This is a genomic window from Arthrobacter sp. TmtSoilC77, assembly GCF_059739415.1.
This window is the reverse complement of record NZ_AP046050.1, coordinates 2,311,099-2,335,105: the sequence shown is the minus strand read 5'-3', so window position 1 is coordinate 2,335,105 and position 24,007 is coordinate 2,311,099. Positions and strand designations below refer to the sequence as shown.

General features: G+C 62.6%; 23 protein-coding genes. 15 read left to right on the top strand and 8 right to left on the bottom strand.

The features are described from left to right. Positions 1–18 precede the first annotated feature (18 nt). Positions 19–999 (top strand): ABC transporter substrate-binding protein, encoded by a 981-nt coding sequence (locus tag AC6I99_RS10745; protein WP_309926380.1) that lies wholly within the window; start codon positions 19–21, stop codon positions 997–999. A gap of 391 nt (positions 1,000–1,390) precedes the next feature. Here AC6I99_RS10745 and AC6I99_RS10740 read toward each other — a convergent pair whose 3' ends face one another. Together AC6I99_RS10740 and AC6I99_RS10735 are read right to left on the bottom strand one after the other, a co-directional pair. Further along, a complete protein-coding gene (locus AC6I99_RS10740; RefSeq protein ID WP_497945170.1) occupies positions 1,391–2,425 on the bottom strand; it encodes an AAA family ATPase in 1,035 nt (344 codons plus the stop codon). A 120-nt stretch (positions 2,426–2,545) separates the two neighbouring features. Next, entirely contained in the window at positions 2,546–2,956 is a 411-nt protein-coding gene (locus AC6I99_RS10735; protein ID WP_224090073.1) for a RidA family protein, read from the bottom strand. An 81-nt stretch (positions 2,957–3,037) separates the two neighbouring features. Between AC6I99_RS10735 and AC6I99_RS10730 the strand changes: the two genes are divergently transcribed. Further along, a complete protein-coding gene (locus tag AC6I99_RS10730; RefSeq protein WP_224090072.1) occupies positions 3,038–3,424 on the top strand; it encodes a winged helix-turn-helix transcriptional regulator in 387 nt (128 codons plus the stop codon). Between the two features lie 80 nt (positions 3,425–3,504). On the opposite strand, the gene AC6I99_RS10725 is transcribed toward AC6I99_RS10730, so the two are convergent. The 3 genes from AC6I99_RS10725 to AC6I99_RS10715 form a co-directional block, all read right to left on the bottom strand. After that, positions 3,505–4,347 (bottom strand): pyruvate, water dikinase regulatory protein, encoded by an 843-nt coding sequence (locus AC6I99_RS10725; RefSeq protein ID WP_497945171.1) that lies wholly within the window; start codon positions 4,345–4,347, stop codon positions 3,505–3,507. Then, positions 4,348–6,747, bottom strand: coding sequence for a phosphoenolpyruvate synthase (gene ppsA, locus AC6I99_RS10720; RefSeq protein WP_497945172.1), 2,400 nt, complete (start codon positions 6,745–6,747; stop codon positions 4,348–4,350). Between the two features lie 214 nt (positions 6,748–6,961). Further along, entirely contained in the window at positions 6,962–7,705 is a 744-nt protein-coding gene (locus tag AC6I99_RS10715) for a FadR/GntR family transcriptional regulator (RefSeq protein ID WP_224164277.1), read from the bottom strand. A 206-nt stretch (positions 7,706–7,911) separates the two neighbouring features. Here AC6I99_RS10715 and AC6I99_RS10710 point away from each other — a divergent pair, with 206 nt between their 5' ends. From AC6I99_RS10710 to AC6I99_RS10685, 6 genes are all read left to right on the top strand, one after another. Then, on the top strand, positions 7,912–9,279 hold the full coding sequence (locus AC6I99_RS10710; protein ID WP_497945173.1) for an MFS transporter: 1,368 nt from the start codon (positions 7,912–7,914) through the stop codon (positions 9,277–9,279). 87 nt (positions 9,280–9,366) lie between these two features. After that, the gene (locus AC6I99_RS10705; RefSeq protein ID WP_497945174.1) at positions 9,367–11,127 is read left to right on the top strand and encodes a dihydroxyacetone kinase family protein; all 1,761 of its coding nucleotides are present in this window, start codon (positions 9,367–9,369) and stop codon (positions 11,125–11,127) included. Next, entirely contained in the window at positions 11,124–11,594 is a 471-nt protein-coding gene (locus tag AC6I99_RS10700) for a ribose-5-phosphate isomerase (protein WP_224090067.1), read from the top strand. Before AC6I99_RS10705 ends, AC6I99_RS10700 begins: the two co-directional genes overlap by 4 nt. Continuing rightward, positions 11,578–12,396, top strand: a complete 819-nt coding sequence (locus tag AC6I99_RS10695; RefSeq protein ID WP_497960969.1) for a triose-phosphate isomerase family protein — start codon at positions 11,578–11,580, stop codon at positions 12,394–12,396. The genes AC6I99_RS10700 and AC6I99_RS10695 overlap by 17 nt, the downstream gene beginning before the upstream one ends. Beyond that, positions 12,393–13,190, top strand: coding sequence for a sugar phosphate isomerase/epimerase family protein (locus tag AC6I99_RS10690; protein ID WP_224164273.1), 798 nt, complete (start codon positions 12,393–12,395; stop codon positions 13,188–13,190). The genes AC6I99_RS10695 and AC6I99_RS10690 overlap by 4 nt, the downstream gene beginning before the upstream one ends. A 1-nt stretch (position 13,191) precedes the next feature. Then, a complete protein-coding gene (locus AC6I99_RS10685; protein WP_309926398.1) occupies positions 13,192–14,052 on the top strand; it encodes a phosphogluconate dehydrogenase C-terminal domain-containing protein in 861 nt (286 codons plus the stop codon). A gap of 84 nt (positions 14,053–14,136) precedes the next feature. Here the strand turns inward: AC6I99_RS10685 and mctP are convergent, their stop codons facing one another. Then, entirely contained in the window at positions 14,137–15,807 is a 1,671-nt protein-coding gene (gene mctP, locus AC6I99_RS10680) for a monocarboxylate uptake permease MctP (RefSeq protein WP_497945176.1), read from the bottom strand. Further along, positions 15,804–16,151: a DUF3311 domain-containing protein gene (locus AC6I99_RS10675; protein WP_224090062.1), complete on the bottom strand. Its 348-nt coding sequence runs from the start codon at positions 16,149–16,151 to the stop codon at positions 15,804–15,806. Before AC6I99_RS10675 ends, mctP begins: the two co-directional genes overlap by 4 nt. Before the next feature lie 202 nt (positions 16,152–16,353). On the opposite strand from AC6I99_RS10675, the gene AC6I99_RS10670 reads away from it, so the two are divergent. The 3 genes from AC6I99_RS10670 to AC6I99_RS10660 are packed head-to-tail and all read left to right on the top strand — an operon-like array spanning position 16,354 to position 18,392. After that, the gene (locus AC6I99_RS10670; protein WP_224090061.1) at positions 16,354–17,046 is read left to right on the top strand and encodes a histidine phosphatase family protein; all 693 of its coding nucleotides are present in this window, start codon (positions 16,354–16,356) and stop codon (positions 17,044–17,046) included. Positions 17,047–17,070: 24 nt separating this feature from the next. Then, a complete protein-coding gene (locus tag AC6I99_RS10665; RefSeq protein ID WP_224090060.1) occupies positions 17,071–17,625 on the top strand; it encodes a DUF3090 domain-containing protein in 555 nt (184 codons plus the stop codon). Next, positions 17,625–18,392, top strand: coding sequence for an SCO1664 family protein (locus AC6I99_RS10660; protein ID WP_224090059.1), 768 nt, complete (start codon positions 17,625–17,627; stop codon positions 18,390–18,392). The genes AC6I99_RS10665 and AC6I99_RS10660 overlap by 1 nt, the downstream gene beginning before the upstream one ends. An 83-nt stretch (positions 18,393–18,475) precedes the next feature. Here the strand turns inward: AC6I99_RS10660 and AC6I99_RS10655 are convergent, their stop codons facing one another. Next, positions 18,476–18,793 carry a DUF6457 domain-containing protein gene (locus AC6I99_RS10655; RefSeq protein ID WP_224090058.1) on the bottom strand — a complete coding sequence of 106 codons (318 nt, stop codon included), beginning with the start codon at positions 18,791–18,793 and terminating at the stop codon, positions 18,476–18,478. 196 nt (positions 18,794–18,989) lie between these two features. On the opposite strand from AC6I99_RS10655, the gene AC6I99_RS10650 reads away from it, so the two are divergent. The 4 genes from AC6I99_RS10650 (at position 18,990) to AC6I99_RS10635 (ending at position 23,985) form a co-directional block, all read left to right on the top strand. Continuing rightward, positions 18,990–20,579: an ATP-dependent DNA ligase gene (locus AC6I99_RS10650; protein ID WP_497960968.1), complete on the top strand. Its 1,590-nt coding sequence runs from the start codon at positions 18,990–18,992 to the stop codon at positions 20,577–20,579. A 301-nt stretch (positions 20,580–20,880) separates the two neighbouring features. Continuing rightward, a complete protein-coding gene (locus AC6I99_RS10645) occupies positions 20,881–22,137 on the top strand; it encodes an ABC transporter substrate-binding protein (protein ID WP_309926442.1) in 1,257 nt (418 codons plus the stop codon). A 58-nt stretch (positions 22,138–22,195) separates the two neighbouring features. Beyond that, positions 22,196–23,128 carry a carbohydrate ABC transporter permease gene (locus AC6I99_RS10640; RefSeq protein ID WP_224090056.1) on the top strand — a complete coding sequence of 311 codons (933 nt, stop codon included), beginning with the start codon at positions 22,196–22,198 and terminating at the stop codon, positions 23,126–23,128. After that, complete coding sequence (locus tag AC6I99_RS10635; protein WP_224167404.1) at positions 23,125–23,985, top strand: carbohydrate ABC transporter permease; 861 nt, start codon at positions 23,125–23,127, stop codon at positions 23,983–23,985. Before AC6I99_RS10640 ends, AC6I99_RS10635 begins: the two co-directional genes overlap by 4 nt. The last annotated feature ends 22 nt before the right edge of the window (positions 23,986–24,007 follow it).

Below are 24,007 nucleotides of genomic sequence, written 5' to 3'. Positions count from 1 at the left end.
CAACAAGGAGACCCAACAATGAAAAAAGCCGGACCGCTGTTGAAACGAACTATCCCCCTGATGGCAGGAGTCGCCGCGGCTGCTTTGCTGCTGACAGGCTGCGGGGGTGCTTCCGTGAACCAGGTGGCCGCCGCACCCGCAGGTGCCTCGGATGCACCCTGCGGAGCTGTTAGTGTCGCGATGAACGCCTGGGTCGGCTATACGGCCAATGCTGCCGTGTACAGCTACGTAGCGAAAAACCAGCTTGGTTGCACTGTGGTGCAGAAGGACCTCAACGAACAGATTTCCTGGCAGGGTTTCGCCTCCGGTGAGGTGGACGTCATCATGGAAAACTGGGGTCATGCTGACCTCACCAAGCAGTACATTACGGATCAGAAGGTGGCTGTAGACGCCGGACCCACCGGCAACGAAGGCCACATCGGCTGGTACGTACCACCATGGATGGCAGAGAAGTACCCGGACATCACGGACGGGAAGAACCTGAACAAGTACGCGTCGATGTTCACCACCTCCGAGTCCGGCGGAAAGGGCCAGATCCTCGACGGCGACCCCGCTTTCGTCACGAACGACGAAGCACTGGTGAAGAACCTGAACCTGGATTACAAAGTGGTGTTCTCCGGCTCGGAGGCTGCCCTCATCCAGTCGTTCCGGACGGCGGAGCAAAACAAGACGCCGCTGCTGGGCTACTTCTATGAACCGCAGTGGTTCCTGTCCCAGATTCCCCTCAAGAAGGTCTCCCTGCCGGCCTGGACCGAGGGCTGCGATGCTGACGCAGAAAAAGTGGCGTGCGACTACCCGACCTATACACTCAACAAGATTATTTCCAAGAAGTTTGCGGACAGCGGCTCACCGGCAGCCAAACTGGCCAAGGGCTTCAAATGGACCAACGATGACCAGAATTCAGTCGCCACGGATATTCAGGGCGGCATGAGCCCCGAAGCCGCAGCCAAAAAGTGGGTGGACGCGCACCAGGAAACGGTGACGTCCTGGCTTAAGTAACAGGAATCGTGCGACGGCGGCACTCGGCAAGTACCGCCGTCGCACTTTTTCCTGTCCATAAACTTTGCCTAAGCTGCGCAAAACCGGGGTAACTCTTGATCCAGCTGAAGCATGGTTGAACCAGCAGGATGCAGGAGGAGCCATGAAGCGCATAACAGCCACCCCTACCTTTGGCGGAGCCCCCAAGGGAAGCTCGCCGGTCAAAGTGTCGAGCGGTGTCACATGTAAGGCGACCGCGTGGCGGACTCCCCCCGCGACTGGGCTGCGATCCGAATCCCGTGGTTTTGGCATTCAGGAAACGAGCCATCAAATCTGGCCCGACTGCCGTGACTGAAGGCTTTCCGGCGGCGTGCCACCACCTCGAGCCCGACGCCTGGAGAAGGCCTCGCCGTCAGACCAGCCAGCGCCACCAGCGTGACTGTTCCCGTTCCGGCGTCGCTTCCGTCTCCGGCTCCTCACCCAAGGCCAGTGCGGCCTCGGCGATGTCCTCCGCGGTGAGCGTCATGACGGCCTCACGATCGAGGGCGTCCAGACTTTGTTCTTCATCGAGCGAGAGCCGAAGCGCCTGGCGGTTGAGCGCCTGCTCGAACAGCGTGCGTGCAAACCGCGCGTTGCCGGAGTCCTCGCCCGCGTGGAGCCCAGTGAGGATGCGCCGCAGCATCTGGTCTGCACCCGGCTCCAGCGTGTACTCGTGCTGGGCAAGCATCTGGTGGAAGATCGTATCGAGCTCGTCCACGGAGTAGTCCGGGAACGTAATCTCCCGGGCGAACCGGGAGCGCAGTCCAGGGTTCGAGAGCAAGAAGGATTCCATCAACCGCGGGTAGCCGGCCACGATCACCACCAGGCGGTGGCGGTGGTCCTCCATCCGCTTGAGCAGGACCTCGATCGCCTCGGGGCCGAAATCCATCCGGCCGTCCTCCGGGGCCAGCGCGTAGGCCTCGTCGATGAACAGGACCCCGTCCAACGCCCGCCGGATCACCCGGTCCGTCTTGATGGCGGTCGCCCCGACGTACTGCCCCACCAGGCCCGAACGGTCGACCTCGACCAGGTGCCCTTTCTGCAGCAGCCCGACCGCGCGGTACATCTCGGCCAGGAGCCTCGCCACGGTCGTCTTGCCTGTGCCCGGGTTTCCGAGAAACACCAGATGCTGGGATGTGGCCACCTCCGGCAGACCGTGCGCCTTACGACGAGCCTGGACCTGGAGCAGTGCGACCAGGGCCCGCACCTGTTCCTTCACGGTCCCCAGTCCAACCAGCGCGTCGAGTTCGGCCTGCACCTCGGACAGCGGCCGGGCCGGCCCGGGCCTTGCACCGATGAGATCGCCCACGAGGTCGTCGACGCGTTCGGAACCGGGCAGCTTGAGCTGATTGGCCAGATGGCCGATGGTTTCGCGCAGGTCATCGAGCGGATTGCGGCTGGCAGCCATACATCAACTGTAGTACCCGATTTACCGCTGAGTGGGCTTGGCCCCCATCGGTATCACGATTTGGTGGTTGAGGCGCTGAGGACTCTTTAAACAGTCGTGCACGAACCCCTGGTGGCGTTGCTAATCCAGTACCGCGGTTGCTTCAACTTCGACGAGCCCATCCGGTTCGAACAGATACTCGACGCCGATCAGCGAGGACGGTGGCATCGGCGAGGGCAGTCCGATCTCCGCAGCGACACTTTCGATACCTTCCATGAAAGCGCTGATCTTCTCCGGAGCCCAGGCGGTGACGTAGAACGTCAAACGCACGACGTCGTCGAAGCTCGCCCCGGCGCCGGCCAGCGCGGTCGCGGTATTGCGGAGGGCCTGGGCGACCTGGCCGGCCAGGTCGTCCGGAGCGACGGGCGTAGCATCAGCCAGGCGCGAGATCTGGCCCGCGACGTGAACGTGACGGGTGCCGGTGCCGACGGCGACGTGGTGGTACGGGGTGGGCTGCATCAGGCCTTCCGGGCTGAAACGGTGAACAGGCATGAGACTCCTTGGGAAAGAGGTAAACGTTGGTATATCTTTGATACCTGGTAGATGCAGGACACTTCAACGAGACCAGGTTTCATGCCGGATACCACTAGCCACGATGACCGTCTGGAGATCAGCACGCCCCATCGGGAATTGCTCGATCAAGTTCTCGACAAGTGGTCATTGAGCGTGCTCAACGAACTCTGCGAGCGGCCTTGCCGGTTCAGCGAACTGCGACGGGCCATCCCGTCGGTGTCGCAGAAGTCCCTGACGGCGACGCTGCGTCGCCTCGAACGAAACGGCATTATCGAACGCGAACTGCTTAGCTCGCGCCCCGTCGCGATCGAGTACCGCATCACACCTTTAGGCAAGACACTTCGTTACCCCATCGATGTGCTCCTGGAGTGGGCTGCAAAGCACATGCCCCTCATCGAACAGGCGCGCGAGACCTTCGACGTCCAGGACCTGGCCGAAGACACCTAACCCTCATTGACCTTCCGGCCCAAGAGCGTGCCTCCCGATCTTCATGATCGACCTCCCCTGTGGGTTGCGAGGCAATGACGTCAGTGATGCAGCTGCATTCGTTGGAGCACCGTGGCAGATATTTCTTCCACGGACATGGATGCGGAGTTGACGTAGGGAATGTCATTGGCCCGGTACATGTCTTCGGCGTTGCGCAGCTCGAAGGTGCACTGGTTCAGGGACGCGTAGTTACTGCCCGGCCGGCGTTCCTGCCGGATTTGGCTGAGCCGGACAGGCTGGGATGTCAGCCCGAAACACTTGCCCGCGAAAGGCAACAAGGGCTTCGGGAGCACCATGTTGTCAAAGTCTTCCTCCACCAGCGGGAAATTGGCGGCGAGGATGCCGTGCTGCAAAGCAAGGTACATGGTGGTGGGAGTTTTCCCGCACCGCGAAGGGGCAATGAGTATCAATTCGGCGCGTTCAAGCGCCCGGAGCGATTGGCCGTCGTCGTGCTCTATGGCATATTCCACCGCGGCCATGCGGGATTGATAGCGGACGGCATCGCCCACGCCGTGAGCCTGGCCGGGCTTGCCGTTGGCCTGCGCACCGAGGGCTTGTTCGAGTTGCCCTATATGCGTACCGAACAAGTCGAAGAATTGCCCGCGGCTCTGGGAGAGTACGGCACGGATGCCCTGCCCCACGGCGGTGGAAAAGATGATCGGAACAGGACCTGTGGCAGCCACCCGGTCGATCAGCGCCACCACCTGACGCGCTTGCTGGATGGTGGTGATGAACGGGATGGTCCGCCGTTCCAGCCGCTGGCCGGGGAACTGGGTCAGTAGCGTATTGCCGAGCGTTTCAGCGGTGATTCCGGTGCTGTCCGAGAGGAAGAACACCGTGGGGGCGGGCGGGGAGCCCGCCCCCACGGTTTGGTGGTCTGCCATTTAGACCGTGGTACTGGTGGTGCGGGCCAGGCGCAGCCAGGTTTCGGTCACGGCGTCGGGGTTGAGCGAAATCGAACTGATGCCCTGCCCGAGCAGCCACTCGGCAAAGTCCGGGTGGTCACTGGGGCCCTGGCCACAGATGCCGACGTAGCGGCCCTTGGCGCGGCACGCCGTGATCGCCATCTCCAGCAGCTTGGTCACGGCCGGGTTCCGTTCATCGAACCCTTCGGCAACCAGGGCGGAGTCGCGGTCCAGACCCAGGGTGAGCTGGGTGAGGTCGTTTGACCCGATGGAGAAGCCGTCGAAGTACTCCAGGAACTCGTCGGCCAGGAGTGCATTGGCCGGCAGTTCGCACATCATCACGATCTCCAGCCCGTCCTCGCCGCGCCGCAGCCCATTGGCGGCGATCAGTTCGGTCACGCCACGGGCCTCGTCCAGGGTCCGTACGAACGGGACCATCAGCTTGATGTTGGACAGGCCCATCTCGTTGCGCACGTACTTCAAGGCTTCGCATTCGAGTTCGAACGCCTGCCGGAAGGACGCCGACAGGTACCGGGACGCGCCGCGGTACCCGATCATCGGGTTTTCTTCCTCCGGCTCGAACGCCGGACCACCGATCAGGTTGGCGTACTCGTTGGACTTGAAATCCGAGAGCCGGATGATGACCGGTTCGGGGGCGAAAGCCGCCGCGATGGTGGCGATGCCTTCGGCCAGGCGCCGGACGTAGTAGTCGCGGGGACCGTCATAGGCGGCTGTTTTTTCCTGGATTTGCCGGATGGTGTAGTCATCCAGGGTCGCCGGGCGCTCGATCTCACCAGCCACAGCCAACAGGGCGTTGGGATGGACACCGATCTGCCGGTTGATGATGAACTCCAAGCGGGCCAGTCCCACACCGTGGTTGGGGAGCTTGGCGAAACTGAACGCCTGTTCCGGGGTTCCCACGTTCATCATGATCTTCACCGGAGCTTCCGGCATGGTCTCCAGGCTGGTTTCGTGCAGCGAGTACTCCAGCAAACCTTCGTAGACGAGCCCAGCCTCGCCCTCCGCGCAACTAACGGTGACCGGAGTTCCGTCCTTGAGGATCTGGGACGCGTATCCGGTACCAACAACGGCTGGAATACCCAGTTCCCGGGCAATGATGGCGGCGTGGCACGTCCGTCCGCCCCTGTCCGTGACAATCGCGGCGGCCTTCTTCATGATCGGTTCCCAGTCCGGGTCCGTCATGTTCGCCACCAGGACATCGCCTTCCTGGAACGAGGACATCTGGTCGATCGAGGACAGCACCCGCACCTGCCCGGCACCGATCCGCTGACCGATCGCCCGGCCCTCCACCAACACCGTGGACCGCTCCGTGAGCGTGTACCGGGAAGTGGTCCCGGCGGCTTTTCGGGACTCTACGGTTTCCGGACGGGCCTGAAGAATGTACAGCCCACCATCAACACCGTCCTTGCCCCACTCAATATCCATCGGACGGCCGTAGTGCTCCTCGATTGCTACCGCGTGCCGGGCGAGCTGTTCAACCTCAGCATCGGTCAGGCTGAAACGGTTCCGCAGATCCTGCGCCACCGGGACGAAGTCAATCGTCCGGCCAACTTCGTCCGAATCCGTGTAGACCATCTGCACGGCCTTCTCCCCCAAGCCGCGCTTGAGCACCGCCGGGCGCCCAGCTGCCAAAGCGGGCTTGTAGACATAGAACTCATCAGGGTTCACAGCCCCCTGGACCACGGCCTCCCCCAGCCCATACGAGGACGTGATGAAGACAGCGTCCCTGAAGCCGGTTTCGGTGTCCATGGTGAACATGACGCCGGAGGCACCGACGTCGGAACGCACCATCCGCTGAATACCTGCCGAGAGCGCCACTTCCGAATGCGTGAAGCCGTGATGTACGCGGTAGGCGATTGCGCGATCGTTGTACAGGGAAGCGAACACATCCTTGATGGCCAGCAGGATGTTCCCGATGCCGCGGATGTTCAGGAACGTCTCCTGCTGCCCTGCAAACGACGCATCCGGAAGGTCCTCAGCCGTGGCACTGGAACGTACCGCCCACGACACATCCCCACCATGCTCCTGGGTCAGTCGCTCATAAGCCGTCCGGATGTCCTCTTCGAAACCGGCCGGAAACGGCGTCTCACGGATCAGGGTCCGGATTTCCTGGCCGGCCTTGGCCAACGCGGCCACATCGCCGCTGTCCAAGCCCTCAAGAATGCTTTCAATCCGGGCATCCAACCCCGAGTCCGCCAGAAAACGCCGGTAAGCGTCCGCCGTCGTCGCGAAACCGCCTGGAACCTTCACCCCGGCAGAGGCGAGATTCCGGACCATTTCCCCAAGCGATGCATTTTTGCCGCCAACCTGGTCAAGGTCGGACAAGCCAAGCTCAGAAAACCAAAGAACGTTAGTCATAAATTGTGTCCTCCATTGGGCACGCTCTGACAAGCGCTAAAAAAACTAGGTCATGCAAGGATCCAGCGCACGGGTCGAGGGAAGCAAATAGATGTGATGAGCGCAACATGACCGGGAAGTAACGAAAGGTCACCCACCCGGTCTCGGAAGCCACTGCGTAAGACCATTGCCGGAATCAAAAGCCCGCGGCGTTTGGCGCGAATCGCGCGGTGCCTTACTGCGCGGCGTCGAATCCGGCGAGAAGGCGCCGTGATGCCGTAGCCATGTGGGAACGCATCGTCTCGGATACTGCTGACGCGTCCCTGGAACGCAATGCCTCGAAGATCGCAGTGTGTTCGCGGAGCGCGGCTTCGGCGTGACCTTCGTCGGTCAGGGCACGGTCCACCCAGATCCGCAGCAGCGAGCGAATGCTCTGGAGGAGCTCCTCCAGGACCATGTTGCCGGAGGCGGCCGCAATTTCGCGGTGGAAGGCCGCATCTGCTTCAACGAATGCTGCGAGGTCATCGAGGTTCTTGGCCATGACGTCCAGGTCGGTCTGCATGCGCTCAAGCGCCTCGTCAGTAACCCTAAGCGCGGCAAGCTCAACAGCTTGAACTTCCAGGCCGCTGCGCAACTCAACCAGTTCGCGGGTACGCGGCTCACCCAACATCAGTCCCCAACTCAGCGTCCGGGGCAAAAGTTCGGAGACGCCGTCGCGCAGGTACGTTCCCGAACCTGGGCGCACGATGACGATACCGAGGATCTCCAACGCGGCGAGGGCCTCGCGGATCGCTGAACGCCCAACCCCCAAGGAAGCCGCCAGATTCCGCTCCGCCGGAAGGCGGGTTCCCGGTGCGATGTCACCACTCGTGAAGTAGGCGAGCAGCCTTTCTGCAACTTCGGACACAACGGAGCCCTGCTCCATGGGGGCAAGCGCTGCCGTCATGTGTGCCGCTGCTGCGGCGGTGTTCGCTGACATGCTCTCAGCGTAACAACCGGATGACCAATTGAGCGTTTGGGGATCCGGAACAAATACTTGAGGTCAACCGGTTGACCAATTTGCCTCGAGCGCCCTATGGTTTAACTCACAAGCTTCGCCAACGCCGGATCCCCACCGGCATGACATGAGTCAGCCCGGCGCATCCAGTGCAGGATCCGCAGGGATACCAACATCTAGGAGTCAATGTGGACACCACACAATCGGTGGTCGAAAAATCCGCAATCAAGAAGGTGGCAATCCGGCTGGTGCCGTTCGTCGCCCTGATGTTCTTCATCAACTACCTTGACCGCACGGCCATCTCCTTTGCCGGCCCCAACGGTATGAACAACGATTTGGCACTCTCTGCGGCCCAGTTCGGCTTCGCATCCGGAGTCTTCTTCATCGGCTACATCCTTCTCGAAGTCCCCAGCAACCTGGCCCTCCACAAATTCGGCGCCCGCCGCTGGCTGGCACGCATCATGGTCAGCTGGGGCATCGTGTCCCTGCTTTTCACCTGGGTAGGCAACGTTGAGCAGCTGTACATCCTGCGTTTCATCCTGGGTGTTGCCGAAGCCGGCTTCTTTCCCGGCGCCATCCTCTTCCTGAGCCTCTGGGTTCCGTCCAAGCACCGCAGCAAGATCCTTGCCCTCTTCTACTTGGCACAGCCACTCACCACTGTGATCGGCGCCCCGCTTGCCGGAGCTTTGATCCAGCAGCACGGCGTGTTCTTCGGTCTCGAGGGCTGGCGCTTCATGTTCTTCGGTGTCGCCATCCCGGCAATCGTCATCGGCATCATCGCCTGGTTCTACCTGGCGGACTCCCCCGCCAAGGCCAAGTGGCTGACATCCGAGGAAAAGACCTGGCTGACCGGCGCCCTTGAAAAGGAAAAGGCCCAGACCGCCGCAAGCAACAAGCACGTCAGCGTCCGCACCGTATTCGGCAATGGCCGCGTCTGGATGCTCTCCCTGATCTACTTCGGATTCATCTACGGCCTGTACGCCCTGGGCTTCTTCCTGCCGACCATCATCGCCGGCTTCGAAGGCCTCTACGGCACCAAATTCGATGTCTTCCAGAAGGGCCTGATCACAGCGATCCCGTACCTGCCGGCAGCGTTCGCCCTGTACTTCTGGTCCAAGGACGCCACAAAGCGCGGCGTAAAGACCTGGCACATCGCCCTTCCGGCCCTCATTGGCGGTGTCAGCATCCCACTGGCGCTGTTCGCCGGATCCCCCGCGGCAACGATTGCCGTCATCACCATCACGGCCATGTCCATCTTCGCGGCACTGCCCAACTTCTGGACGGTTCCCACCCAGTTCCTTACAGGTGCAGCGGCCGCCGCAGGCATCGCACTGATCAACACGGTGGGCAACCTGGCAGGTTTCAGCGCCGGATACATCACGGGCTGGCTCAAGGACCTGACCGGCGGCTACACGGTACCCATGTTCGTCGTCGGAGGCTTCATGTTGCTCTCCTCGATCCTCATGGTCACCCTCAGCCGCCAGCGTAAGTCCAGCGACGGCATCCCCGCCGAGGCACTGGACCCCGCAGGTGCCGGCCACCACGCGGAGCCGTAACCACGCCAAGCAGCAGGTTGTGCCCTTCCAGCAGGGAGGGCACAACCACCACACCTCACACCTTTAGTACAGCCCAGGAGATACCCCATGACCCGCCTCTTCAACGAGCCCTCAGCTTTCGCTGACGAAATGATCGAAGGCTTCGTCGCATCGCACGGCCGCTGGGTCCGGCGTGTCGCCGGTGGCGTCGCCAGAAGCACCCGCAGTATCCCGGGCTCTGTGTCCTTGGTGATCGGGGGCGGCTCCGGTCACTACCCGGCTTTCGCTGGCTTGGTCGGCCAGGGCATGGCCCACGGTGCAGCGATGGGCAACCTCTTCGCGTCCCCTTCCGCCCAGCAGGTCTACAACGTAGCCAAAGCCGCGGACAACGGCGGCGGCATCCTGCTCGGCTACGGCAACTACGCCGGCGATGTCCTGCACTTCACCCAGGCCCAGGACAAGCTCCGCGCCGAGGGCATCGACTGCAGGAGCATCGCCGTCACCGATGACATTTCCAGCGCGCCCTTGGCCGAACGGCACAAGCGCCGGGGCATCGCCGGCGACCTCACGGTCTTCAAAGTGGCGGCAGCGGCCGCCGAAGTGGGCTACTCCATGGATGCCGTGGTGGAGATTGCCGAACGGGCCAACGACCGCACCCGTTCCTTCGGTGTCGCGTTCACCGGCTGCACGTTGCCGGGCGCGGACCACCCGCTCTTCACAGTTCCCGAAGGGCGTATGGCCGTGGGAATGGGCATCCATGGCGAACCCGGTATTGCCGAAACTGACGTCCCGACCGCGGACCAACTCGCCGAACTGCTGGTCAAGGACCTCCTGGCGGAAGTCCCGGACGGCCTCACCGTCCGCGGAGCACGCGTGGTCCCGATCCTCAATGGCTTGGGCAGCGTCAAGTACGAGGAACTGTTCGTGGTCTACCGCCGCGTGGCCCAGCTGCTCGCCGAAGCAGGAATCGAGGCAGTGGACCCACACGTGGGCGAGCTCGTCACCAGCTTCGACATGGCCGGCACCTCCCTGACGTTGTTCTGGCTGGACGCGGAGCTGGAGGCGTTGTGGCTCGCGCCCGCCGATGCCCCGGCTTTCCGCCGTGGTGCGGTCACAGCAACACCGCTCGACGCCGCACAACTCGCCGCCGGCAACGACGTGACGGAGCGTTCCATCCCAGTTGCCTCCGTGGTCTCCCGTGATGCAGCAGTCCGTGTCCTTGCGGCACTTGGTGCCGCGAAGGCAGTCATTGACTCAAGCGTGGACGAACTGGGAAGGATCGATGCGATCGCCGGCGACGGCGACCACGGCATCGGCATGGAACGCGGAGTCCGGGCCGCCGTGGAAGCCGCGGCAGACGCCGTCGAACGCGGTGCCGGCGCCGGAACCGTCCTGAACCTGGCCGCCGATGCCTGGGCAGACAAAGCCGGTGGCACCTCCGGCGCCCTCTGGGGCATGGCCTTGCGGGCGGTTGGTGACGCCTTGGGTGATGTCAACGCGCCCGACGCCGGTGCTGTCGCCACCGGTGTGGCCGACGCCGCAGCCGCGATCATGAACTTCGGCAAGGCCAAGGTGGGCGACAAAACCATGGTTGACGTCCTGGTCCCGTTCCGCGACTCACTCAGCGAGGGTGTCCACCACGGCCAGTCCCTCACCGAGGCGTGGGGCATCGCCGCCACCATCGCCGAGCAGTCGGCCGAGGCGACCGCAAACCTGCTGCCCCTCATGGGCCGCGCCCGCCCGCACGCGGAAAAGAGCCTTGGAACGCCCGACGCCGGAGCCGTCTCCATGGCTTTGATCGTCCGGGCCATCCACAACACCCTCGCCGGGAACACCGCCGGGAAGATCTCAGTAAAGGAAACAGCATGAGCACCAAACTGCGCCTGGTCATAGGATCGGACGACGCCGGATTCGAGTACAAAGAGGCCCTCAAAGCCGACTTGGAAGCCAACGGTTTGGTGGAATCCGTGACCGACGTCGGCGTCGACGCGTCAAGCCACACTCCGTACCCGTCCGTGGCCATCGCAGCGGCTGAACTGATCGCCGCCGGCAAGGCCGACCGCGCGCTCCTGGTCTGCGGCACCGGCCTCGGCGTCGCGATCGCAGCGAACAAGGTTCCCGGCATCCGCGCCGTCACCGCCCACGATTCCTTCTCCGTGGAACGCTCCGTCCTTTCGAACAACGCACAGGTCCTCACCTTCGGACAGCGCGTGGTTGGGCTGGAACTCGCCCGCCGCCTCGCCAAGGAATGGCTCACGTACACCTTCGACGAAACCTCTGCCTCGGCCGAGAAGGTCACACTGATTAAGGACTACGAGGGTGTCACTTCCTGCTAACAACTCCGGGGTGAAATCCATGGCGGTCATCGGCGTGAGCCTGAAGATGTACTTCGGCTACCAGCGCTCCGTGGACTACTGCCGCGATGTCGCCACCATCGCTTTCAAGCACCCGGCCGTGGTGAGCCGCGACATCGAAGTATTCGTGCTGCCCACCCTGCCGGTCCTGCCCGAAGCGGCCCGGATCCTGGGGCAAGCCAACGTTGGAACGGGAGCGCAGGACATCTTCTGGGAAGACGAAGGCGCGTACACCGGGGAGGTCGGCGGCAAGACGGTTGCGGAGCTCGGTGGCAGGTACGTCGAGGTTGGACACGCGGAACGCCGCAGGATCTTCGGCGAGGACGATCGCGTGATCGGCCTGAAGACTGCAGCTGCCTACCGCAATGGCCTCACGCCCGTGCTCTGCGTGGGCGAACTGAACGCCGGCTCCCCCGAGGAAGCCGTTGCCCACTGCATGGCAGAGATCGACGCCGCGCTCAACCGTGCCGCAACCCTTGGACCCACAAACAGGACCATCGTGGCCTACGAACCGCAGTGGGCCATCGGAGCACCGGAACCTGCAACACCGGACTACATCAGCGCCGTGGTTCGTGGCCTGGACGAGCACCTCCGCTTGCTGCCGGGCCAGGAAAACAGCCGGGTCATCTACGGCGGCAGCGCCGGACCGGGCCTGATCACGGAACTTGACACCGCCGTCGCGGGCTTGTTCCTGGGCCGCTTCGCGCACGATCCGCAAGCGCTGAAGACCATCCTGGACGAGACAGCGGCGCGGCTCGCCGCGGATAAGGCGGTGGCGGCATGAGCAGGATTGGACTCAGCAGCTACGCGTTCTTCTGGCAGCTCTCGGACCAGGTCAGTGAACCGCTGAGCATTCACGACGCCCTGCGGAAGGCCGCGGACCTGGATGTGGATCTCTTCCAGATCTGCGATTACGCGCCGCTGGAGGACATGGACGACGCCGACCTCGCCGCCGTCCGCCACACGGCAGACGAACTGGGAATCACCCTGGAAGTGGGGACGAAGGGCATCCGCGCGGAACACCTGCGAAGGTTCCTGCATATCGCCCAGGTGCTGGGCTCGGACCTTTTGCGGACCATGTTCAACGTTCCCGGCCATACCCCGGACAACGAGGAAGCCGTGGCGATCTTTACCGAGGTGCTGCCCGAGTTTGAGGCAGCCGGGGTGAAGATCGCCGTCGAGACCTATGAACAGGTCCCCACTGAACGGATCCTGGACGTCGTCCGCCGCGTCAACAGCCCGTATCTCGGCATTTGCAGCGACCCCGCCAATACCGTGGCGGCGCTGGAGATGCCGCGGCAGGTGATTGACGCCGTCGGGCCTTACGTCCTGAATATGCACATCAAAGACTTTGCGTTCAGCCGCAAACAGGGATGGGTCGGGTTCACGTACTCGGGCGCACCCCTGGGCGAGGGCCTTCTCGACTACGACTACATGGTCGAAAAGATCCAGCCCAAAGAAAGAAACATCAACCAGATCGTCGAACACTGGCTGCCATGGCAGGACACCGAAGCGGAAACCATCCGCCTCGAAAACCAGTGGACCCAACAAAGCCTCGATTTCCTAAGGAGCAAGTGAAATGTCAGCAGAACAATTGACCGTCGCGGTTATCGGAGCCGGTGGCAAAATGGGGATGCGCGTTTCCCGCAACCTCCAGAAGTCCAGCCACACCGTCTTTTACAGCGAGAACTCCCCGGCCGGCCAGGAACGCGTCCGCGCCGAAGGCCGCGAGATCACGGCAACTGACGACGCCGTCAAGTCCGCCGACGTCGTCATCCTCGCCGTCCCGGACACCGTCCTTGGCATTGTCTCCGAGGGCGTCGTCCCGCAGATGAAGGCCGGCGCGATCCTTCTGACCCTTGACCCGGCCGCCGCGTACGCAGGACTGCTGGCCAAGCGCGACGACGTTGTCCAGGCTGTTGCCCACCCGTGCCACCCGTCAGTGTTCCTGGAGCGCACCACCAAGGAAGAATGGGCCGATACCTTCGGCGGCCAGGGGGCCCCGCAGAATGTCGTAGCAGCCATCGACGACGACGCCCCCAGCACCACCCGCGACGTAGCCGAAGCGGTCATCCGCACCATTTACGCACCCGTGATTGACGTTCACTGGGTCACCGTCAAGCAGCTCGCCATCCTGGAACCCACCCTGGTGGAAACCGTGGCCTGCATGATCGGCACCCTGCTCAACGAAGCACTGCACGAGACCGTCCACACAGCCGGGGTTCCCGAGGAAGCCGCCAAGGCCATGCTGTTCGGCCACGTCCAGATCGCACTCACCAACGCCCTGCGCGGCTCCAACCCCTTCTCCGAAGCCTGCGAAATCGCCATCCAATACGGCAAGGACACCATCATCAAGGACGACTGGAAGAAGATCTTCGACGACTCCGAGCTGGACGGCGTCATCGCCAAGATGCTCAAGCTGGACGCCGTCAAGCGCTGAACCTTCCCGGAGTTGCGGTGGTCACCATGCCACCGCACCTCGGGCCATCCCGGGCTGCGGCCCAGGCAGGCGCTTTGCTCAGCCTCACGGCACCGGCGGCGCGTCTCCCGGCTCCACGAAGCGATGCGTCCGCTCGATCTCGGCAATCTTCGGATCGGTTTCATCGGCGCCATAATCCGATGGCCGGGTCTTGTCCGCCCCTGCCGGCACCTTCAGCGCGCGCAGCACCAAGGTGAGGACAGCGGCGACGATCAGGTTGAGGGCGAAGGCCGTAACGGCGATATACACGGTGAAGTCGGTTCCCGGGATGGGGGCGACGGATCCACCAAAATGCGCGTGGGTCACCGGGTTGACGACGTTGTAGGCCGAGACGGTACCGAAGGCTATGCCTACCGCCCATCCGGCAAGCAGCGCCCAGCGGTCAAACCATCGCGTGTATAGACCGGCTACAACGGCCGGGAACGTCTGGAGGATCCAGATGCCGCCCAGCAGCTGCAAGTTGATCGCCGTGGTCTGGTCCATGGCGACGACGAAGATGAGCGCGCCAACCTTGACCACCAGCGAGACGATCTTGGAGACGCTCGCCTCTGTCTTGGGGTCGACGTCGGGCCGGATGAAGTCCCGGTAGACGTTGCGCGTGAACAGGTTCGCCGCGGCAATGGACATGATGGCCGCCGGCACCAGGGCACCGATGGCAATGGCCGCGAGGGCAACTCCGGCGAACCACGCCGGGAAGTGGTCCAGGAACAACTGCGGGACCACGAGTTGGGGATTGACCGATCCATCGAGGTCAGTCGGCTTGGTACCGGCTTTGATGGCCACGTAACCCAGCAGGGCGAGGAACCCGAGCATGAGCGAGTAAAGCGGCAGGATGGCTGCGTTGCGTCGGATCGTGTTGCGGCCTTTTGACGCGAGGACGCCAGTCACGGAGTGCGGGTACATGAAGAGGGCCAGGGCTGAGCCGAGCGCCAGGGTCCAATATGCGGAGTAGTTGGCGCCGCCTGGGATGAACACCCCGGCCGGCTTGCCCGTTGCCTGGTTCACTGTGCCCAGCTTGGTTTCCGCCGCACCGAAAATCGTGTCCCAACCGCCGAACTTGATCGGAAGGTAGATGACCGCCACGATGACGGAGAGGTAGATGAGCAGGTCCTTGACGACGGCGATCATGGCCGGCGCCCGCAAACCTGAGGTGTAGGTGTAGGCGGCGAGCACGACGAATGCGAGGATGAGCGGCAGGTCCGTTAGCAGCACGTTCTCGGAGCTGCCGAGGCCGAGAACCGTGAGGACTGCCTTGATGCCCACAAGCTGGAGGGCGATGTAAGGCATCGTCGCCACAATGCCGGTGATGGCGACGGCGAGCGACAGCCACCGGCTCCCGTACCGGCCACCAACGAAATCCGCGGAAGTGACGTAGCCGTGCCTGTGGGACACGGACCACAGCCGGCTCATGATGATGAAGATGATCGGGTAGAGGACGATCGTATACGGCACGGCGAAGAAGCCGGTCACCGCGCCCGTGGCCCACATCGCTGCAGGCACGGCCACGAAGGTGTAGGCCGTGTAGAGGTCGCCGCCCAGCAGGAACCAAGTGATCCACGTTCCGAAGCCGCGGCCGCCCAGCCCCCATTCATCGAGGCTGTGGAGCCCCTCGTCCGACTTGCGCCACCGAGCGGCAAGGAAGCCCATAACAGCAACAATGACGAACAGCACGATGACGATGATGAGGGCGATCCAGTTGATCTCGCGTCCGTTCATGGCCTGTCCCCTCCGTTTCGGTTCCCGGCGCGGGCCGCTGTCCGCCGTCGTCGATCCTCCGTACTGACCAGCCAGTAGGCTATCCCGCTGAGCCCTGCGGAGATGGGCACCCAGAGCAGCTGGTACCAGTAGAAGAAGGGCATACCGCCCAGGCGTGGCGCGTCGAAAGAGTACAGCTGCGGCATGAGTGGGAGCACGATCGCGGTGACCAACAGTACGCCTGCCACCACGTAGGGTAGGGGCCTCGCCGGTCCTCGGGTTGGCGTCTCGCGGGTTGGCTGTCCGCCCGGCGGAACTGCGGGGAAGGGGCCCTGATCCGGACCCGCACCATTTTGATTGGACACCACGACCTCCTTGTCGACCATGGTTGGAGGGCGAATATGCCCTCCTCAACTCTTTTGTACCGCTGTGTGTCCCGCTCGGGAAGGCCTCTTCGGCCTATCCGAAGCCTGTTTGTTCATCGCAGGATTCTCTTCCTTACCGAGCCAGGAATGATGCGACCCGGCATGGTCCACACCACCAGCGGAGGGTGGCTAGGCTGGGTGGATGGCAACACTAATTCTCGTGCGGCATGGCCGCACCACAGCCAACGCCAGTGGACTGTTGGCGGGTAGGGCCGACGGCATCAGCCTGGACCAACTGGGCTGCGATCAAGCAGCCCTGGCCGGTGACCGGCTCGCTGCTGTGCCCGTCGCCGGGGTGGTATCGAGCCCTCTTGAGCGTTGCCGGCAGACCGCCCGGCTCATCATCGATCGCCAGGCCGGCTCGCCGCAGGCAGTAGTGGATCCCGATCTCACCGAGTGCGATTACGGTCAGTGGCAGGGCCGCAAGCTCGATGACCTGGCCACCGAGGATTTGTGGCCTATGGTGCAGTCGCAACCGTCCGCCGTCGTCTTTCCCGGCGGTGAATCCATGGCCGCGATGCAGGCCAGGTCCGTGGCAGCAGTTCGACGCCACGATGCTGCCTTCGAAGCCCGGAACGGGCCAGGGGCCGTGTGGGTGGCCGTGAGTCACGGTGACGTCATCAAGTCAATCCTTGCGGACGCGCTGGGCATGCACCTTGACCTGTTCCAGCGTATTAACGTCAGCCCCGGTTCCGTATCAATCGTGCATTACAGCGCGAGTCGCCCCAGCGTCCATGCGACCAATACCGAAGCTGGTGACCTGTCGTGGCTGTCGAACGGCATCCGCTCGGGCGATGCACCGGTGGGCGGCGGCGCAGGACAGAAGACGACGTGAAGGTCATGTGCCTAAACTACTGGCATGCCTACACGCGTTCACGAGTTTGCCTGGCCTGATCGGGTTGTCATTGGCACCATTGGCCTTCCCGGAGCGCGCACGTTCTACCTGCAAGTGCGGACCGGGGCGCAGATCGTGAGTATTGCCCTTGAGAAGCAGCAGTCGGCCCTGCTCGCGGAGAAGATCGACGAACTGCTCGATCAACTCCTCACCGTCGACGGCAACCCCTTCAGCGTCCCTACGGGTACACCCATTGAACTCGTCGACAATGACCCGATCGAACCTCCTGTGGAGCAGTTCCGCACCGGCGCCATGACCTTGGATTGGGACCCAACCACAGCCCAGATCGTCGTCGAGGCATACCCCCTCATCGACGTTGATGCTGACGACGAGGACGAACCGCTTGTTGAGGACGGCTCTAACGAAACCGAAATGATGCTGGTGCGAATGCCGGTTGGGACCGCCCGCGCATTCGCCAAGCGCACACGTGAGATTGTGGACGCCGGTCGGCCGATATGCCCCCGCTGCGGGTACCCCATGGATGCGGACGGGCACGACTGCACCTTGCCCGAGGTCTAATGCCGGCGCTGGACCTGATGACCGCCGAGCTGACGCTTTCAGGGCGCATCACGGCGGCCTCAAACGCCACATTCCTCGGCAGCATCGGCGACGTGCCGGTCGTCTATAAGCCAATAGCGGGCGAGAGCCCCCTATGGGACTTTCCCGACGGCACCCTCGCCCACCGGGAGGTGGCCGCGTACCTGGTCTCGCAGGTCCTCGGCTGGAACGTCGTGCCGCACACCTGGCTGCGTGACGGTCCTCTGGGCGAAGGGATGGTGCAGCTCTGGCAGGAGCAACACCCCGCCCAAAGCGCGGTGGACCTGATTGCAGCGGACCACCTGCCAGAGTCAGGTTGGAAACACGTTCTCGAGGGACAAGATGAAAATGGTCGGATGGTGGCCCTCGTCCACGAAGACTCGCCGGCGCTGAGACGTATGGCGGTGTTCGACGTCGTGGTCAACAACGCTGACCGCAAAGGAAACCACATACTTGCCATGACGGACGGACACCGGCACGGTGTGGACCACGGACTCACCTTTCACAGCGAACCTAAACTGCGTACCGTGCTATGGGGATGGCTGGGAGAGGCCCTGACAGCGGAGGAACTCGACGGGATCGATCGCGTCACCGAAGGACTAAAGCGCGAGCTGGGCCGGAATCTGGCGGACCTGCTCACTTCCGAAGAAATCGCATCGCTCATCGCGCGCTGCGCTCGGCTCCGGCTGACGGGACGATTTCCGGCCCCGGTCAGTGGAATGCCGGCGGTCCCCTGGCCGCTGTTCTAGAGTCGGCTACCGGCTACCGGCTTCGCGGGCTGAGTCGTCCGGTACTCCCCTGTGCCAAGTCTTACCGTCAGGGGTTCTCGGCCTTACGACTGATTTGTGGGCTCCCAGCCCCTTCCTTCCGCCCGGTCAGAACAGAGCCTGAAGGCGATGTCTGCCGCCTTGCTAGTTGCCACGGCAGGTAAAACGTCCGATCCCCGGCTTCCTTTCCCGGCTTCAAGCCCGGCAGCGTAACCGACCATGAAAGCCGTCACCGGCGCTGCTGCATGGATCACGGAGTCTGCAGATTTCCTGGCCAGATCGAGGACAAGTTCCTGGTCAACCTCAAGGTCCAGGATGTGCAGCGCCCTTGCCAGTTCCTGGCTCCACTGGGACAGAACCTGTGCTTCGTTGTCGCTGGGCATGATTTCTCCTTGCCGAAAGTCTCAAGTGGTTCGGGGGTGGTGCCGTGGTTCGGTGTGGTGCCATGAGAATACAAGGCATTGCTCCACAAGTCAGGGGTTGCCCGGCAAATTGGCCGGGGACCGGGCATTCGCCCGCGCCGCTTCTGGACAGGGATTAATCGCTGTTCATGGACGGCGGCCGTGACAGACTGGTGCCATGCTGCTCGATGAGCTCGTGAGGACCTCGGAAGCCGTCGCGGCCACCCGCTCCCGGGTCGCCAAGATCAACGAACTGGTAGGCCTGCTGCTGCGCCTCGACCCCGCGGACATCCCGACGGCGGTCGGCTTGCTCACGGCCAAGCCTCGCCAAGGGCGGGTCGGGATCGGCTGGAGCGGCATGAGGGCGGCCAAGGGCAAGCCCGCTGCTGAGCCGACTCTCACCATCGCCCACCTCGACGCTGCCTTGGACCGGCTGCTGGCGGCCGCAGGCGCTGGGTCGACCGTAGAACGCGCCGCCATCCTTCGGACCCTGATAGCGGAAGCCACAGAACGAGAGCAGACCTTCATCGCCGGCGTGCTGCTCGGGGAGCTTCGTACCGGTGCGCTTGAGGGCGTATTAACGGATGCCGTTGCCCGTGCCGCCGATCGCCCGGTCGAGGCCGTACGGCGCGCAGCGATGCTCTCCGGCGATCTCGGCGGGACTGCCCTGCTGGCGATCACAGGCACCGCCGCCGAGCTTGACGCAGTCGGCCTCGTCGTCGGGCGTCCTGTCCAGCCCATGCTCGCCGCAACCGCGGCCAGTGCCAGCGAGGCCCTGGAGACGACGGGGGAAGCGTCCGTGGAATACAAACTCGACGGCGCACGCATCCAGGTGCACCGTGCCGGCGACGACGTGCATATCTTCACCCGCACCCTGGCCGAAGTGACCCATCGGTTGCCTGAGGTGGTGGAGGTGGTGCGCGGACTGCCGGTGCGCGATGTGATCCTCGACGGCGAGACACTGGCACTCGACGAGGACGGCGGGCCCAGACCATTCCAGGAGACCATGTCCCGGTTCGGGGCAAACGCGGCGCGCACCACACTGCTGCATCCGTGGTTTTTCGACGTGCTGCACGTCGACGGGCGCGACCTTCTCGACGAGCCGCTGGCAACGCGAATCGGCGTGCTCGAGCGGATCGTCCCCTTTCACCGCATCCCAGGGAAAATAACTGCGGATGCAGCTGTTGCCGAGAGCGTTTCGCGCGATGCCCTGGAAGCCGGCCATGAGGGTGTGGTCGTGAAGGCGCTGGGCTCGTCCTACGCCGCCGGGCGGCGGGGTTCGAACTGGATCAAGGTAAAGCCGGTGCTCACCTACGACCTGGTGGTGCTCGCCTGCGAATGGGGGTCAGGACGACGCGCCGGGCTGCTGTCGAACCTGCACCTCGGAGCCCTGGACCCTGTTGGGGAGTTCGGCGAACCCGGCGATTACGTGATGGTGGGCAAGACTTTCAAGGGCATCACCGACGCGCTGCTGAAGTGGCAGACTGAAAAGTTCCAGGAGTTGGAGGTGCGGCGTACTGCGGGCACCGTATGGATCGAGCCGGTCACCGTGGTCGAGATCGCCATCGACGGCGTCCAACACTCTCCCCGCTATCCGGGTGGAATCGCCCTTCGATTCGCACGCGTCAAGCGCTACCGTGACGACAAGACCGCCGCCGAGGCCGACACGATCCAGGCCTTGCGCGCTCTGCTCCGTACAACAGGGGGTAGAAAGGTATCGCCCGCACCGGCGGAGCCGGATCCCCGGGCCCTGGCTGAGGAGCCTTAATCTGGATGTTGGTTGAGTTCGACCAGTGTGGCGGTGGCCGCACGGGCCGCCGATCGAGAGCAAGGCACTTCCAAAATCCGCACCAAAGGTTCCCTTGACAGAGCCCCCCATCGGCCCTAAGTTTATTGCAACCGATCTCAGCAACCGATCTCACTGCTAATTTCGTAAAAATGCAACCGATCTCAAAGGAGAGACTCGATGATCAACTGGCTCCTCCCGATCGTCGGTGGCCCACGTTTGGTAGGCATCGATTGAGCACGGCATGCTCCCGCATATGCAACCCAGTTCACAGGAGAAATTCATGATCAAAAAGCGATGGGGCTTGGCGCTCGTCACAGCTGTCGTGGCCGGCCTCGCCCTCAGTGGCTGCTCCCCCTCGGCTTCGGAACCCAAAGGTCCCGTGACGCTCAATTACTGGGACTTCCTCGATCCCAGCCAGGCGAATCCGCGCTCGAAGGCACTCAAGGAAAACATTGCCAAGTTTGAGGCGGCAAACCCCGATATCAAGATCAACCTCTCTGTGGTTTCGCTTGGCGACATGTTGAACAGACTGCCGCAAGCGGCGGCAGCAGGTCAGGCTCCTGACGTCTTCAAGATGTTCACTCCCGTAGTGCCCCAGATGGCGTCTGCCGGCGTCTACGCACCGCTGCCTGAGGCTGCTTCCAAGGTGACTGACTGGCTGCGTCCGACCGACACTCTTGCCGGCCCTGACGGCAAGCCGGTTGCCGTGCCCTATGAATACCGAACCTGCGCCCTCTACTACAACCAAAAGATCCTTGACCAGATAGGCGCGACCGTTCCCACCACGTACGACCAGGTTGTCGACGTTGCCCGGAAAGCTGCTGCTGCAGGATTCACCGGCTTCGGGACCGGCTTCTCGGACACCGACAACTCGGCAATCATCAGCACCTTCTTCAACTGCTTCATGACACAGGTTGACCAGGAAATCTGGAACAAGGATGGGAAAGCGGATTTCGCAACAGCCAAAGGCAACGAGTTTGGTAACTTCCTTGCCAAGCTCAGGGACGCAAAGGCTTTGGGTAGCAACGTCGTTTCAGACACGTACGGCACAGTAGCTGACGGCATGGCGAGCGGCACGGTCGCCATGGCAGTTCTGGGCACGGAACGAGCAGTTTCCTTCGGCTCGCAGAACAAGGACCTTAAGTGGACGGCCTTGCCTAAAGCGAGTACCGGCGATACGACAGGTACCACCATTGGCTGGACGTTGGGCATAGGCAATGGCAGCAAGAACACCGACGCCGCCTGGAAATTTATCGAGTACATGACCGGGCCGGAAGCCGGTGCCCTCATGGCAACCGGCGGTGAGGTGCCCACCCGGGCAGCCACCTACCAGCAACCGTTCTTCTCCACGCCTGAGGCAAAGACCGTCAATGACATCGCAGCCTACGTCAAGACCAACAGTGAGCCACGCACCTATTCCAACACCTGGACCGCACTTGCCACTGGTCTGTCCCAAGCCGGGCAGAAACTGACCCTCAACGGTACGTCAGGCAACGACTTTATCCGTTCCGCGCAGGACGCGGCCAACAAGAAGTAGCCGCCCGATATCAGGGGAGCCTGACCAAATCAGGCTCCCCTCGGAAGGAACACAGATAATGTCAACAAAAAGCCCAACCCGCACCTCACGCCAGACTGTGGCTTCCCCTTCAGGCGTCGATGCTATCCGCCGGGTCCGTAGGGATCGAATGGTATGGCTCTACGTCGTCCCCGTCAGCGCCGTTTTCCTCTTTGTTTTTGTGGGGCCGCTCATCTACACAGCGTGGACGGCCCTCCACGAGACGACTTATTACCAGATAGGGAAATTCTCGGGTCTGAATTCGTTTGTCCGACTGTTCTCAGACTCCGAACTCCCGAGCCGCATCTGGACAACCTTGGTATTCTCGCTCGGCGCCCTGGTTATCGCCTTGCCGGCCGGGCTTCTGTCTGCGATCGTGCTCAACAATCTTCACCGCTTCAAGCGCTCCGTCCGGAGCCTCTTCCTGCTGCCTTGGCTGATGTCACAGGCCACTGCAGGAACAATCTGGCTCTGGTTCCTCAATCCCAATTACGGTCCCGCTTCCGCTATCACCAAATCCCTCGGATTCGGACCTACTGATGTGTTCTCATCACCCGGCAGTGCGCTTGTTGCAGTAACTCTGATGACAGCCTGGTGGTCCTATCCCCAGGCCATGCTCCTCTTCCTGGGCGCCCTTCAAACGATTCCTGAAGAGCTTCGCGAAAGCCTGAGGGTAGACGGCGGCGGTATCTGGCACCAGTTCGTGAATATCACTCTGCCCTACCTGCGCAACACCATCGTCTCCGTCGTCGTCGTTCTTCTCATGCTCTATGTGCAGATGGTCACCATCATTTTGGTCACCACAAGAGGAGGCCCCATCGGGTCTACAGAGACGCTGTCCATGCGTGTCTACAACCAGATGTTCGACAAGTTTGATCTCTCCGGAGCATCAGCAACGGCAATCCTTCTTTTCGCCGTCAACATCGTCCTGACTCTCGTCGCCATTCGCTTCCGACGGAAGGAAAGCCTGTGAGCATCACAACCCCGCGCCGCCAGCGACGCCTGGGCAATGTCATTCGTGCGGTCCCGTCCTGGGCGTACGTCATTCTCTCAGCCGCGGTGGTCCTTCCTCCGGTCGCATGGATCCTGTCCACTTCGCTCAAGACCGCCTCGAGCACCCTGGAATTTCCTCCAAGGTGGATACCGGCCCCATTCTCTGCCGAGGGCTATATCGGCCTGCTGACGTCGACCAACATGCGCTTTTTCGCAAACTCCCTCATCTATGCGGTCGGCTCTATCGTCCTTGCCCTGGCAATTTGCATCCCGGCAGCGTACGTGGCAACGCGGTACCGGAGCCGCCGCATGGAAACACTGATGACCGGGATTCTGGTCCTGTCCATGGTCCCGGCGATCGTGGTTTTCATCGCGCTGTACTCCATGTTCGTCAAGACCGCCTTGATCAACACCTACCCGATGCTGATCATCGTCTACACGGCAATCATCTGTGGACAAACCATCCTGTTCCTGCGAAATTTCATCGAGAACATACCCGTCGAAATCGAGGAAGCGGCGGCAATCGACGGATGCTCCCGAATGCAGATTTTGTGGCGCATCATCCTCCCGCTCATCCGGCCCGGTATCGCTGCTGTGGCAATCTTCATCTTTGTCTTCGTTTGGAACGACTTCCTTGTGGGCACCGTCCTCGCCACCACAGAAGACATGAAGACCGTCCAGAACGGCATAGTGCGATACATAACCACCGGCTTCGGTAGCTTCTGGGGACTCTTCGCCGCATTCATCGTCGTGGCTTTCATCCCCGTACTCTCAATCTTCCTCGCATTCCAGCGCTGGTTCGTTGCCGGCATGACCTCAGGTGGTGTCAAGGGGTAGCCTATTCGCCGAGGTTTGGTCC